This is a genomic window from Brevibacillus thermoruber 423, assembly GCF_000454065.1.
GTDB classification, from domain to species: domain Bacteria; phylum Bacillota; class Bacilli; order Brevibacillales; family Brevibacillaceae; genus Brevibacillus; species Brevibacillus thermoruber.
Genome location: NZ_KE695651.1, coordinates 135,997 through 149,065 on the forward strand (window position 1 = coordinate 135,997; position 13,069 = coordinate 149,065).

The 13,069-nt window shown below is 58.3% G+C and carries 15 protein-coding genes; all 15 read left to right on the forward strand.

Translation table 11 applies throughout. The features are described from left to right. Positions 1 to 16: 16 nt before the first annotated feature. The 15 genes from M516_RS0112045 (at position 17) to M516_RS0112115 (ending at position 13,036) form a co-directional block, all read left to right on the forward strand. Positions 17 to 796 (forward strand): enoyl-CoA hydratase/isomerase family protein, encoded by a 780-nt coding sequence (locus M516_RS0112045; RefSeq protein ID WP_029099339.1) that lies wholly within the window; start codon positions 17 to 19, stop codon positions 794 to 796. A gap of 22 nt (positions 797 to 818) precedes the next feature. Then, on the forward strand, positions 819 to 1,970 hold the full coding sequence (locus M516_RS0112050; RefSeq protein ID WP_029099340.1) for an alpha-hydroxy-acid oxidizing protein: 1,152 nt from the start codon (positions 819 to 821) through the stop codon (positions 1,968 to 1,970). A 22-nt stretch (positions 1,971 to 1,992) separates the two neighbouring features. Beyond that, entirely contained in the window at positions 1,993 to 3,180 is a 1,188-nt protein-coding gene (locus M516_RS0112055) for a CaiB/BaiF CoA transferase family protein (RefSeq protein WP_029099341.1), read from the forward strand. Between the two features lie 270 nt (positions 3,181 to 3,450). Then, positions 3,451 to 3,729, forward strand: coding sequence for a hypothetical protein (locus tag M516_RS0112060; RefSeq protein ID WP_231558699.1), 279 nt, complete (start codon positions 3,451 to 3,453; stop codon positions 3,727 to 3,729). Between the two features lie 34 nt (positions 3,730 to 3,763). Next, positions 3,764 to 4,687, forward strand: a complete 924-nt coding sequence (locus M516_RS23405) for a LysR family transcriptional regulator (protein ID WP_044900184.1) — start codon at positions 3,764 to 3,766, stop codon at positions 4,685 to 4,687. A gap of 127 nt (positions 4,688 to 4,814) precedes the next feature. Next, positions 4,815 to 5,834, forward strand: coding sequence for an LLM class flavin-dependent oxidoreductase (locus M516_RS0112070; protein ID WP_029099343.1), 1,020 nt, complete (start codon positions 4,815 to 4,817; stop codon positions 5,832 to 5,834). Positions 5,835 to 5,858: 24 nt separating this feature from the next. Continuing rightward, positions 5,859 to 6,686: a transporter substrate-binding domain-containing protein gene (locus tag M516_RS0112075; protein WP_029099344.1), complete on the forward strand. Its 828-nt coding sequence runs from the start codon at positions 5,859 to 5,861 to the stop codon at positions 6,684 to 6,686. Between the two features lie 34 nt (positions 6,687 to 6,720). Further along, positions 6,721 to 7,422, forward strand: a complete 702-nt coding sequence (locus M516_RS0112080; protein WP_029099345.1) for an amino acid ABC transporter permease — start codon at positions 6,721 to 6,723, stop codon at positions 7,420 to 7,422. A gap of 23 nt (positions 7,423 to 7,445) precedes the next feature. Then, entirely contained in the window at positions 7,446 to 8,156 is a 711-nt protein-coding gene (locus M516_RS0112085; RefSeq protein ID WP_029099346.1) for an amino acid ABC transporter permease, read from the forward strand. Next, positions 8,153 to 8,917, forward strand: a complete 765-nt coding sequence (locus M516_RS0112090) for an amino acid ABC transporter ATP-binding protein (protein ID WP_029099347.1) — start codon at positions 8,153 to 8,155, stop codon at positions 8,915 to 8,917. The genes M516_RS0112085 and M516_RS0112090 overlap by 4 nt, the downstream gene beginning before the upstream one ends. A 5-nt stretch (positions 8,918 to 8,922) precedes the next feature. After that, positions 8,923 to 9,429 (forward strand): GNAT family N-acetyltransferase, encoded by a 507-nt coding sequence (locus M516_RS0112095; RefSeq protein WP_029099348.1) that lies wholly within the window; start codon positions 8,923 to 8,925, stop codon positions 9,427 to 9,429. Positions 9,430 to 9,450: 21 nt separating this feature from the next. Beyond that, positions 9,451 to 10,686: an amidohydrolase gene (locus tag M516_RS23410; RefSeq protein ID WP_081656530.1), complete on the forward strand. Its 1,236-nt coding sequence runs from the start codon at positions 9,451 to 9,453 to the stop codon at positions 10,684 to 10,686. After that, positions 10,683 to 11,159: a DinB family protein gene (locus tag M516_RS0112105; protein ID WP_029099349.1), complete on the forward strand. Its 477-nt coding sequence runs from the start codon at positions 10,683 to 10,685 to the stop codon at positions 11,157 to 11,159. Before M516_RS23410 ends, M516_RS0112105 begins: the two co-directional genes overlap by 4 nt. Before the next feature lie 72 nt (positions 11,160 to 11,231). Then, complete coding sequence (locus M516_RS23415; RefSeq protein WP_152523393.1) at positions 11,232 to 11,501, forward strand: hypothetical protein; 270 nt, start codon at positions 11,232 to 11,234, stop codon at positions 11,499 to 11,501. A gap of 185 nt (positions 11,502 to 11,686) precedes the next feature. Then, entirely contained in the window at positions 11,687 to 13,036 is a 1,350-nt protein-coding gene (locus M516_RS0112115; RefSeq protein ID WP_029099350.1) for an LLM class flavin-dependent oxidoreductase, read from the forward strand. Positions 13,037 to 13,069 lie beyond the last annotated feature (33 nt).

Below are 13,069 nucleotides of genomic sequence, written 5' to 3' on the forward strand. Positions count from 1 at the left end.
GAAAGGAGCGAGCGATGTGGGAGAACAGCATCTGTTTGTGGAAAAGGAAGGGGCCGTCGCGACGATTGTGCTGAATCGGCCGGAAAAGCGGAATGCCCTCAATCTGGAGATGTGGGGCACCTTGTCCACGCTGCTGCAGCAGTTGGAGGAGGACCGGGAGACTAAAGTGGTGGTCATTCGCGGGGTGGATGACACCGCCTTTTCCGCGGGAGCGGATATCAGCGAGTTTGTATCCAATCGGTTTTCCCCGGAACAGGCGAAACGCTACAACGACCAGTCCATGGGAGCGGTGGACCGGCTGCACCGCTTTCCCAAGCCAACCATTGCCATGATCCAAAAGTACGCGGTCGGCGGCGGGCTGGATATTGCGCTCTCGTGCGATTTTCGCTTCAGCTCGGAGGACGGCGTCTTCGCCATTACGCCGGCCAAGCTGGGGATTGTGTACAATCTGACCAGCACCAAGCGTCTGGTGGATCTCGTCGGTCCCTCCAGGACCAAGGAGATCCTCTACACGGCCAGATCGCTGGATGCGCACGAAGCCTACCGGATCGGCCTGGTTGATCGCATTTATTCGCAGGATGAGATCGTCGGGCAGACCTACGCATTTGCCCGCCTGCTGACGGAGCGCTCCCAGGTGTCCATACGCGGAACCAAAAAAATGGTGCAGGCGATTCTGGACGGCCATATCGAGGAAAGTCCGGAGCTGGCGCAGATGGTACTGGAATCGTTTCACTCGGAGGATTACCGGGAAGGCGTACAGGCGTTTTTGGAGAAAAGAAAACCGCGATTTTCGTAATGGGAAAGGAAGCGAACAGCAAATGGTGGAAGCAGAAAAACGGACGGCAACCGCACTGTTTACCAAAATCGACAAGGACACGCAGTCACTGCCCATCTCGAGCGAGGATTGGGAACAGCGGGCACGAGCGATACTGCCCGACGGACCGTTCGATTACATCTGCGGCGGATCGGGAGCCGAGGAGACGCTTGCGGCCAACCGCACCGCGTTTCAGCGGTGGGCCATCGTGCCGAGAATGCTCCGGGACGTGTCCGACCGCACGCTGAGCATCACACTCTTTGATCAACACCTGGACACGCCCATTCTGCTGGCCCCGATCGGCATGCAGGGCATCGCCCATCCGGAGGGGGAGCTTGCGACTGCCCGGGCGGCGGCTGCCCATGGGGTTCCGTTCATCGTCAGCACCGTGTCCACCTATTCGTTGGAGCAGATCGCCGAGACCATGGGGGATGCGCCCCGCTGGTTCCAGCTCTACTGGTCCAATGACCGGGAGGTGTCCGCCAGCATGGTGCGGCGGGCGGAAGCGGCCGGGTACGGTGCCATTGTGCTGACCGTCGACACGATCATGCTCGGATGGAAGCGGCGGGATTTCCGGAACGGGTATTCGCCGCTCAAGGAAGGCAAAGGGCTGGCCAACTACATCAACGACCCGGTCTTCTGCTCCCGGCTGCCGGTCGTCAACGAAGAGTCCGCCGTGCAGGAAATTCTCCGCAATATCTATCACCCGGCATTGAGCTGGGAGGACATTCGCTTTTTGCGGCAGCAGACCCGCCTGCCGATTTTGCTCAAAGGCATTCTGCATCCCGAAGATGCGAAGCTGGCCGTCGAGCATGGAGTCGACGGCCTTATCGTCTCCAATCACGGGGGACGGCAGTTGGACGGAGCCATCTCCAGCCTCGATGCGCTGCCGCCCATTGTGGAAGCGGTGGGGGGACGAATCCCTCTCCTGCTGGACAGCGGGATTCGCACGGGAGCGGACATCATCAAGGCGCTCGCGCTGGGAGCGAATGCCGTCCTGATTGGACGCCCGTTCCTGTACGGCCTGGCTGTTGCGGGGGAAAAAGGGGTAGCGCGCGTCATCGATACGCTGATCAGCGAGTTGGACGTGTCACTGGCCTTGTCCGGCAGCAAATCCGTCAGCGACCTGAACCGCGGCATTCTCACTCGCCTGTAATCCACTGCGGGAGGCGTCCAACATGCAGCAAGCGTTGCAAAACATGAGAGTCGTTGATCTGACGCAGGTGCTTGCCGGTCCCTACTGCACGATGGTGCTGGGGGATCTGGGAGCCGACGTGATCAAGGTGGAGAAGTATCCCGACGGGGACGACACCCGGACGATGAGACCGTTCGTGAACGATGAGAGCTACTGCTACATGATGGTGAACCGGAACAAGCGGGGAATCCGCTTGAACATCAAGGAAGAAGCGGGCCGCGCCATCCTGTATGACCTTGTCAAAACGGCCGATGTCTTTATCGAGAACTTTCGGCCCGGCACGACCCGCAAGCTGGGGATTGATTTTGAAACCCTGCGAGCCGTCAACCCCGGCCTGATCTACTGCTCGATCTCCGGATACGGACAAACGGGGCCGTACAGCCACAAAGGCGGGTTTGACATTATGGCACAGGGCCTGTCGGGGATCATGAGCATGACGGGTGAAAAAGGCGGCAGACCCGTCAAAAGCGGCATCGCCATCCACGACATCGCGGCGGGCGTTACCGCGCTCTACTCGATTTTGGCGGCGTATGTCCACAAGATTAGGACAGGTGAAGGCCAGTACATTGATTTGTCGCTGGTTGATTCGGGACTGGCGTGGACGGTATGGGAAGCGGCCGCCTATTTCGGGGCGGGGGAAGTGTCCGGGCCGAACGGGTCGGCTCACCGCGTCTCCGCCCCCTATCAAGGGTTCCGGACCAAAAACGGGCACATTCTGATCGGCGCGGCCAATCAAAAGCTGTGGGAGCGTTTTTGCCAGGACGTCATTGACCGGCCGGAGTTGATGGAAGACCCCCGGTTCCTCACAAACAGCGACCGCATCCGGCATGTGGACGAACTGGAAGCCATTATCCAGGAGATCATCATCCGCGAAGAGTCCCAGTACTGGCTGGAAAAGCTGGACAAGGCGGGCATTCCGTCCGGTCCCATCTACCGGTATGACGAAACCATGAACGATCCGCATATCCGGGCGCGCGAGATGATCATCGAGTATGAGCATCCGGTTGCCGGCCCCATTGTGAATCTGGGGTTTCCCGCGAAGTTTTCCAAAACCCCGGGACAAGTCAGACGCCCGGCCCCCTACCTGGGCCAACACACCAGGGAAGTGCTCCGGGAACTGAATTATTCGGAAGACGCGATTCGGGAGCTGGAGGAGAACCACATCATCTGACAGCTTCCTTCTCCGTCCCAAGCGGCCCTCCGCCTCGGTTTTCTTTGCGAGGTGGGGGGCTGCTTTTTCATGACGGGTGCGGCAGCGCGAGGGAAACATGGCCGGAAACAGCCAAGCACATTCAATTCACACTTGACCAGTAGGAATAATCAGATTAAACTGAATCCATAACCAGCCGATCAGTCAACTGAAGGCTCCCGACTGCTTGCCAGGCGCAAGTGCGGGAGCCTTTTTCATCCTCCATCCATATCGCAATCAGGGGGAATGCACATGGAGTATCTCTGTCCGACCTGCCATCAGGTATTCCAGGCGGAAGCGGAAATCTGCCCGCACCTGTTGAGCTTCTTCGCGTCTCTCCACGGGAAAAAAGTCTGGCGCATTCGCTATCTCCACCGGTATGCGTATGAATTTTTGAGTGACGAACAGTTTCAAGCAATGGTAAGTGAAAAGCCCTTGATGGTGTCAGAGGCGATATGCATCGAGGATTTCAACGCCGAGACATGCACCGGAGTGAACGCCATCGGCAAAATCGTGTCCATTTTGGAATAGGCCAAAGGGGTTTGGGAACGAAGGAGGGGAACGGATGAACATTGAGAACCTCGAAGCGTTCGTATACGTCGTTCACTTCAACAGCTTCAACAAAGCGGCGGATGCGCTGTTTTTGTCGCAGCCATCCATTACCGCCCGCATCCAGTCGCTCGAACGTGAACTGGACGTGAAGCTGTTTCAGCGGGACGGGAGAAACGTTTCCCTGACGGAGAAAGGAAAGCAGTTTCTGCCGTACGCGCAGCAAATCCTCCAATCGTACAAAAAAGGGAAGCAGCATCTGCAGCGAAACCAGACCACGCTCGACGAACTGAGGATCGGCTGCACGGCCTCGGTTTCCGCTTACATCATCCCGGAGATCCTCCCCCGTCTGAAACAACAATATCCCGGCTTGCGGATCAAGCTGGTGACGGCCTCCACCGAAACGATTCTGGAAAAGGTGCTGCAAAAGGAGATCGATGTGGGGCTGGTGCGGAATATCAGCCATCCGCTTGTGGATTCCGTCATGTTCTATGAAGACCCGATCCGCCTCTATGTGCATCAGGGGCATCGGTTCATCGAACAGCCTCCGAGCACCATGGAAGAGGTGGGCGGGCAGTCGCTGGTGTTTTTTGAGTGCGGCTCGCTTGACTGGATCAAGCTGCACCGTCTGTTCGAAACCCTGCATCGGCCGCCCGTGATCGATGTGTACATCGACAACCTGGAAGCCGCCAAGAAATGTATCGCCAAAGGGATGGGCATCGGTTTTTTGCCGGACCTGTGCGTTCGAAAGGAAGTGCAGGACAGGCGGCTGTTTCCGATCCGCATTCCGTCCCTGGCAAGCCTCTCGCTGCGCACCAACCTCATCTCCTTGAAAGGGGAAGGAGCCGGGATTCGAAAACTGTTTGCAGAGATCCCGTGGGACGTTGGGGCGGCGGATGCGGCATCGGATGTTTCATTGAATGTTTCGATGTGCCGATAGAAAAACCTGATTATGAAGCCGGTTGACGGTGAAAAACGCAGGTGGTAGAGTGTGTAAAAAATAAAACAGACTAAACAAATGTGATTACTATGAATTGGCATCTCCATGCTTCCGGGAGGGGTGTACGATGGGAATTCGGATCAGCATTCTGGATCAAAGTCCGCTGGATACGGGAGAAACGGCGGAAGAGGCTTTCCGGCACACGGTTGAACTGGCCCGGAAAGCGGAAGAACTGGGATACTACCGCTTTTGGGTATCGGAACACCACAACTCCGATGACGTGGTCGGGTCTTCACCCGAGGTGCTCCTCGCATACCTGGCGGCGAAGACGGACCGGATCCGCCTGGGGTCGGGCGGTGTCATGCTGCAGCATTACAGTCCGTACAAGGTGGCGGAAAACTTTCATGTGCTGGCGGCGCTGGCGCCGGGGAGGATCGACCTGGGAATCGGCAGAGCGCCGGGGGGACTTCCCTTGTCCACCAGAGCACTGCAGCAGGACGGCGGTCATACCAGATCGCTGGCGGAGAAATTGGCGGAATTGGAGCAGTACCTGAGTGGCCGATTGGACCCGGCCCATCCGCTTTACGGCTTGCGGGCCGTTCCCATCCCGCAGCAGCCTGTGGATCTGTACGTGTTGGGAACCACTCCCTCCAGTGCAGAGTTGGCGGCGCAGCAGGGACTGCCCTACGTGTTTGCGCAGTTCATCAACGGCGACGAAACCGTCATCCAGCAGGCTTTTGACACATACCGGAACCGATTCGACACCCGGAAAGCTGCCCGCCCGCTGGCCATTCTTGCCCTCGGTGTCATTGTGGCGGATACGGATGAGGAAGCCGGAGCGCTGGCGGCTGATGTGAAGAATGTGAAAATTCATCTGGAAAGCGGAAGAACGCTGACGGTGAGCAGCGTCGAAGCGGCGGAATCGTACGGGCGGCAGTCGGATGAGAGGTACACCATCGAAGTAAAGGAAGCCAACCTCATCTGCGGCTCCCGGGAAACGGTCCGCCGGAAACTGCTCGCCCTGCAGAAAAAGTACGAAGTGGATGAGCTGCTCATCACGTTGGCCGTGAAGCGATTTGCAGATCGTCTCCGGACGTGCGTGCTGCTCAGGGAAGCGTTTGCCGAATCGAGCCTTTCACACAAATAGAGGACACAGGAAGGGGGATGATTCATGAACAAGCAAATCATGTTGACCGCTCTGATCAGTACGCTGTTGATTGCGGCGGGATGCTCTTCCGACGCGGCCACATCCAAAGACAACCCGGGCAGTCAGGGGGGCGGAGCATCGGCAGGCGTGAAAAAGGTGGTGGTGGGGACCGGGACGCAGTTTCCCAACATCTGCTTCATCGACGCGAACGGCAAGCTGACCGGGTATGACGTCGAACTGATCAGGGAAATCGACAAGCGCCTGCCGGATTATGAATTTGAGCTGAAGACGTTCGAATTCAAAAATCTGCTGCTCAGCCTGGAAACGAAGAAAATCGACCTGATCGCGCACCAGATGGAAGTCAACGAAGAACGTCAGAAGAAATTCCTGTACAACGATGAAGCCTACAACATTTTTCCCCTGAAAGTGGTCGTTCACAAGGATAACAACACCGTCAAGTCGATTGAGGATCTGAAAGGCAAAAAACTGATTGTGACGGCGACCAGCAACTCGGCGGTGCTGGCGGAAAAGTGGAACAGCGAACACGGGAACCCGATCCAAATCGTGTACACCGGCGCCGGCGAGGATGCGAACGAGCAAATCAAATCGGGCCGGGTTGACGCGACGATCAGCACGCAGTTTGCGATCGATTTTCTCAACAAGTCGGTGGACGCCCAATTAAAGACGGTGGGGGAGACGCTCTCCAATTCGAAAGTGTACTTCCTCCTGCGGAAGGACGAAACGGAACTCAAGCAAAGAGTCGACGAAGCGTTGCGGGAAATCAAGGCGGACGGCACGCTGGCCAAACTGAGCACACAGTGGCTGGGTTCAGACTACACCGTGGAACAATAGCCGGTTCCATGTCATCGAAAGGTGAAGGGTGGACATGGGAAAAGCATTTGATCTGTCATTGCTGGGGACGTTTCTTCCCGAACTTCTGGCGTACCTGCCGATCACGCTGCTGATTCTGGCCGCGTCCCTGTTCTTTGGCCTGCTGCTCGGCCTGCTGCTTGCGATTCCGCGGCTCTACAACATTCCGGTGCTGACCCAACTGGTTGTCGTGTACGTTTCCTTTATCCGGGGAACGCCCGTGCTGATCCAATTGTTTCTGGTCTATTACGGGCTGCCGGCAGTGCTCGGCCTGGTCCATCTCGATCTGTCACGAGCCGATCCGCTGTTGTTCGTGATCGTCACGTACTCGCTGAGCAGCGCGGCGTTTCTGTCCGAAACCATACGCGGCGCGGTGAACAGTGTGGACCTCGGACAGACGGAAGCGGCCTATGCGGTGGGGATGACCGCGCGTCAGGCGTTCGGGCGCATCGTGCTGCCGCAGGCGCTGATGGTTGCTGTCCCGAACTTCGCCAACAAGGTGATCGGGTTTCTCAAGGATACCTCGCTCGCCTTTACCATCGGCGTGATGGATATGATGGGACGCGGGCAGACGCTCATCTCGGCCACCGCCCATGCGCTTGAGGTGTATATCAGCCTCGCCGTGATCTACTACCTCGTCGTGATTGTGCTGGAAAGACTGTTTGCCGCCTCGGAACGAAAACTGCAGCAGCACGAGCGAAAATGGGCCAGTGCCTGACGGAGAGGGGGAGGTGAGAGGGGATGACGATTGACATAGCGTTTATCGTTACCGCGTTCTTTGAGATTCTGACGGCCCTGCCGCTGACGCTGACCATCACGGTCGTGCCGCTGATTTTCGGTTTGGGCATCGGGGTCGTGACGGCGTTGATCCGGTTGTACAAGGTGCGCGTTGTGCATCAGCTGGCCGAGTTTTACGTCTCCTTTCTGCGCGGAACGCCGATTGTGCTGCATGTGCTGATCATCTACTTCGCCATGCCGAAGCTGATTGACAGCCTGTCCGCCTATTTCGGCTGGTCGTTCAAATCCGCGTCGATCCCGATCCTTCTGTTTGTGCTGACGGCCTACTCGCTGACGGCCGTCGCGTACATGTCGGAAATCATCCGGTCCGGCATCCTGTCGGTCCCCGCGGGCCAGATCGAAGCCGCTTATGCGGTCGGCATGAGCACCCCGCAGGCGGTGTGGCGGATCGTGCTCCCGCAGGCGTTCGGCGCCATTCTGCCCAATTTGTGCAACCTGTTCATCGGATTTTTGCATACCTCGACGTTCGCCTTTACCGTGTCCCAGATGGAACTGCTCGGTAAAGCCAACGTGGTCGCGTCGGTAAACCTGAAGTTTCTCGAGGCGTTCATCGCCGCAGCCCTGATCTACTGGGGCATGACGATCATCGCCGAACGGATTACGGCGTTTCTGGAAAAACGAGTCACTGCGTACAGCAGGGGAGGCATGGCATGATCCACTTGAAAAACATTCACAAATCCTTTGGCAGGCTGAATGTGCTGAACGGCATCAATCTGACCGTGGAAAGGGGGGATGTCGTCGTCATTCTCGGCCCCAGCGGGTCGGGGAAAACCACGCTGCTGCGCTGCATCAACTTTTTGGAGCGGCCGAACGACGGCGAGGTGACCATCGGCGCGCTCACGGTTGACTGCAGGCATCCAAGCCGGAAAGACATTTTGGAACTGCGCCGGAAAACGGCCATGGTCTTTCAGCACTACAATCTGTTCAAGCATAAAACGGCCCTGGAAAACGTGATGGAAGGGCTGATCGTCGCCCAAAAGGTGCCCAAGAAAGAGGCAAGGGAGCGAAGCCTAGAGATGCTGGAGAAAGTGGGGCTGTCCGACAAGTGCGATCATTACCCCAGCCAGCTCTCGGGCGGACAGCAGCAGCGTGTCGGGATCGCCCGCGCCTTGGCGCTGAATCCCGAGTTGATTCTGTTCGACGAGCCTACATCCGCGCTTGACCCGGAACTGGTCGGCGAAGTCCTGGCGGTCATCAAAACCATTGCGAGCGAAGGGGTGACCATGATCGTCGTCACGCACGAAATGGGCTTCGCCCGGGAGGTATCCAATCACGTCGTCTTCATGGACGGAGGAGTCATCGTGGAACAAGGAACACCGGCCGACATCTTTGTTGACCCGAAGGAAGAACGAACACGACAGTTCCTGAAACGAATCACGCCGGAATGGAGCTATCCGATGGAAGCGTTGAGGTGAGGAAGGTGAGCGACACGTACCGGTTGGCGACATGGAAAGACGCGGAGACGCTGCTGGATCTGATCACGCGTGCATACGAATCCATCAGGGCGCTGGACATCGCCTTTACCGCGACCGAGGCCGACCTCGGCATGATCCAGGACAATCTGACGCAGCATACGTGCTATGTGCTGGAACAGAACGGCTCGCTTGTGGCGACCATTTCCCTGAAAACGCTGGAAGAGGTGACGGAGTATCCGTTCCTGTACTGGTTTGCGGTAGACCCCGCCCGCGCGAATCGGGGAATCGGGTCCAAGCTGCTGCGGTATGTTGAGGAAACGGTGGTGCGGGATACGCTGCAGGTGCCGGCCGTCACCCTGGCGACATCGCGCAAGCACCCGTGGCTTTTGTCCATGTATGAACGAAGAGGGTATGTTCCGTTTTATGAACGGGAGTTGGGGCATGACGACACGCTGGTCTTTTTGAAAAAGCAGCTCGTCGGGACCGGCTTCACGATCCGGGGAGCAGAGTGAGGGAGGAGGGGCCATTGCAATATGGTAGCGGAACGGTTTCGCAAGGACGCTGAAGAATTGCGGCCAAGACTGGTGGACATCCGGCGCGAACTGCACCAGTATCCGGAGTTGTCCATGGCGGAGTTTGAGACGACGCGCAGAATTCGCCGGTTTCTGCAGGACGAAGGCATCGTGATTCTGCCCTTGGACGTCCCGGTGGGGGTGGTGGCGGAAGTCGCGGGGGAGCGGCCCGGCCCTACGATTGCGCTGCGAGCCGACATCGACGCGCTGCCTGTACAGGAAGAGACGGGACTGCCGTTTGCGTCTCGGATCGACGGGAAGATGCACGCGTGCGGCCACGATTTTCACACGGCGGCGATGCTGGGGGCGGCGGTGCTTCTACAAAAGCATGTCCGTCATCTCCACGGCCGGGTTCGCTTTCTGTTTCAACCCGGTGAAGAAAAGGGATGCGGCGCCAACGTCTTGATCAAAGCGGGCGCGCTGGACGGGGTGCACGCGATCTTTGGCATGCACAACAAACCGGACCTGCCGGTGGGAACGATCGGGGTGAAAACCGGTCCGTTAATGGCCAGCGTCGATGGGTTTGCCATCACGGTCAGCGGAAAGGGAGGACACGCGGCCGTTCCGCAAGCGGCCATCGATCCGATCGTTGCGGCCAGCGCGATCATCGGCGGATTGCAGACGGCGATCAGCCGCAGCATCAGTCCGTTTGAACGCGCGGTGGTCAGCGTGTGCCAGTTCCACGCCGGCACATCGTGGAATGTGATACCCGACACGGCCATTCTGGAAGGGACGGTGCGAACGTTCGAACCGCACGTCCGAAAAAACATGCCCGGCCTGCTGCAGCGGATCGCGAAAGGAATTGCAGCCGGGTACGGCGCCGACGCCAGGCTGGAATGGTTTGCCGGAACGCCAACGGTCCGGAATGATCCGGTGACGACCGAGGTGATTCGCGCCGCCGCGAAAGCCCTGCATCTGACGATTGTGGAGGCGCAGCCTTCCACCGGCGGGGAAGACTTCGCCCATTATCAGACAAAAGTCCCCGGTACCTTTATCTGGATGGGGACCAGCGGGACGGAAGAGTGGCATCATCCCCGGTTTACGGTAAACGAAGAGGCCCTCGTGCCAAGCGCCGCCTTGTTCGCGCTTGCGGCCCTGTACGCGGCGGAGAGGTGGTCCGAGCCGGACGCGGCGGGACATCGGGTGGAGGCCGGGCGAACGCCGAGAACGGGAGAACAGGGGAGGAATGGAAAATGAGTCAACACCAGATTGACATTCGGCACTACATGGATACGCATCAGCAGCTAAAGCAGGCCATCGAAGGGTTGACGGAAGCGCAGTTGAAGTGGAAAGAGGCGCCGCATGTGTGGAGCGTGACGGAAGTGCTGTCCCATCTGGCCGACCATAACATCGTCGTTTCCTTCCGAATCCGGGAGATTCTGTCCGGTTCTTCGGCGAGGCTGCCGGCTTTCGCACAAGACCCGTGGGTAAGCCATTCCAAGGCCAACGAAAGTTCCGCTTCGGTGATTCTGACCATCTTTCACGCCCTGCTGATCTACAACAGCTTGCTGTTTCAGCGGCTGACGGACGAAGATTGGGGAAAAACGGGCGTGAACGCAAAAGGGGAGACCATCAGTCTGGCCGAGGTTGTTCAAGCGTTTATCGATCACGTGCAGGTTCATCTGCGGCAGATTGAGCGAATCAAGCAGGCCATGGCCGCCGCAGTATGACGGGGGTTGGCGTGCGGCATATTGAAACCATTTTACGAGCGTGGAGTGGATGAGGCGATGGGAGGAACCATCTTGTCTGTCAGTCAACCGGCGCCACCCTCGGTTGACCCGGACGTGCTGCACCAGCCCGACATTTCCTTCGCCGCCTGGTGCCTGGAGCAGTACGGTGTGAACAGGGGGGTCTACAATACAATCGACCTCTGGTTTTACCAATGCGGCGTCAAACATATCGTCTCCCGCAGAAGGATCGTGATTGATTTCCTGGAGCGGCTGCAGGCGACCGGCCGCAAGCCCCGGACAAACCGGTTGAAGCTGGAAAGGGAGTGCTGGCGGCGTCGCTGAAACAGTACGCGGACACCCGTTTGCTTGCGGATGCGGAACGGGATCGTCCGGCAGCCAGGTGGTCCGGGACGTAACGGCAGATCAAAAGAGGCGGCACACGACCGAGATCGTCCCGCTTGACAGAATAGCGCCGCTTTATATCCGAGTATCCAACTTTCATAACTTGGTGTAGTGGAGGTGCTCTCGTGATCCGAAACCGTCACATCAAACTGGCCGCCTATTTGGTCGGAACGGGCATGCACGTGGCTTCCTGGAGGCACCCGCATGCACAGGCCGATTCCAGCATCGATATCGACTACTACAAACGGCTTGCCGTGCTGGCCGAACGGGGAAAATTCGACATGGTGTTTATCGCGGACAGTTTGGCCATCAATGAAGAATCTCACCCGAACATTCTCAACCGGTTTGAGCCGATCACGCTGATCACGGCTTTGGCGGGAGCGACTTCGACCATCGGCGTTGTGGCGACCGCGTCCACGTCCTATGCCGAACCGTTCAACCTGGCCCGGCAGTTTCTGTCAGTCGATCACATCAGCAAAGGGAGAGCCGGCTGGAATGTCGTCACCACCCGTGATTTGTCGGGAAACACCGCGCTCAACTTTGGGCGCGAGGAGCATTACGACCACACCTTCCGCTACCAGCGTGCGGAGGAATTTGTGGATGTGGTGAAAGGATTATGGGACTCGTGGGAAGATGACGCGTTTGTGCGGGACAAGGAGAGCGGCCGGTTTTTCGAACGGAACAAGCTGCACCGCCTCAACCACAAAGGACGGTTCTTCTCCGTCCAGGGGCCGCTGAACATCGGACGCTCCCGACAGGGTCACCCCGTTCTCGTACAGGCCGGCTCTTCCGCATCGGGGCAAAACCTCGCCGCCCGGACGGCGGAGGTCATCTTTTCCATCAAATACAACATCGAGGACGCCAAGGCGTTTTACCGTTCCCTCAAGGAGAAAGCGGCCGCCTTTGGCCGTTCTCCCGAGGATGTGCGCATCCTGCAGGGCATTTCTCCCATCATCGGCGAAACGGAAGAAGCGGCGCGGGCGACCCAGAAGCTTCTCGAATCGCTGATCACGGAAGAAACAGGCCTGCGCTTCCTGGCCGACTATTTCAAGGGCGTCGATTTTAGCCACGCCACGCTGGAGACACGAGCCGCCGATCTGGGACTGGACCGGCTGCCGGAGACCAAAGCCGACTACAAAAAGCATCAGCCCGTCATCGCCAGGGAAAATCCGACGCTGCGGGAGCTGTACTCCCTCTTGACCGGATCGTTCAGCGATGACAGCCTGGTCGGCCCGCCTGAGAAAATCGCCGACACGCTGGAAAGATGGTTCACCGAACGGGCTGCGGACGGCTTCATGATCATGGCGCCGCTGCTCCCGGACGGCTTGGCCGACTTTGTGAATCACGTGGTGCCGATTTTGCAGCGAAAAGGGCTGTTTCGTACCGACTACGACAGCGACACCCTGCGGGGGCATCTCGGACTGCCGATTCCGCCGTATCGCCTTGCCCTGTCCGAGAATAAGCATCACGTCTAGAAAACGCTCACGTCCCGACACAGGTGGTGAATA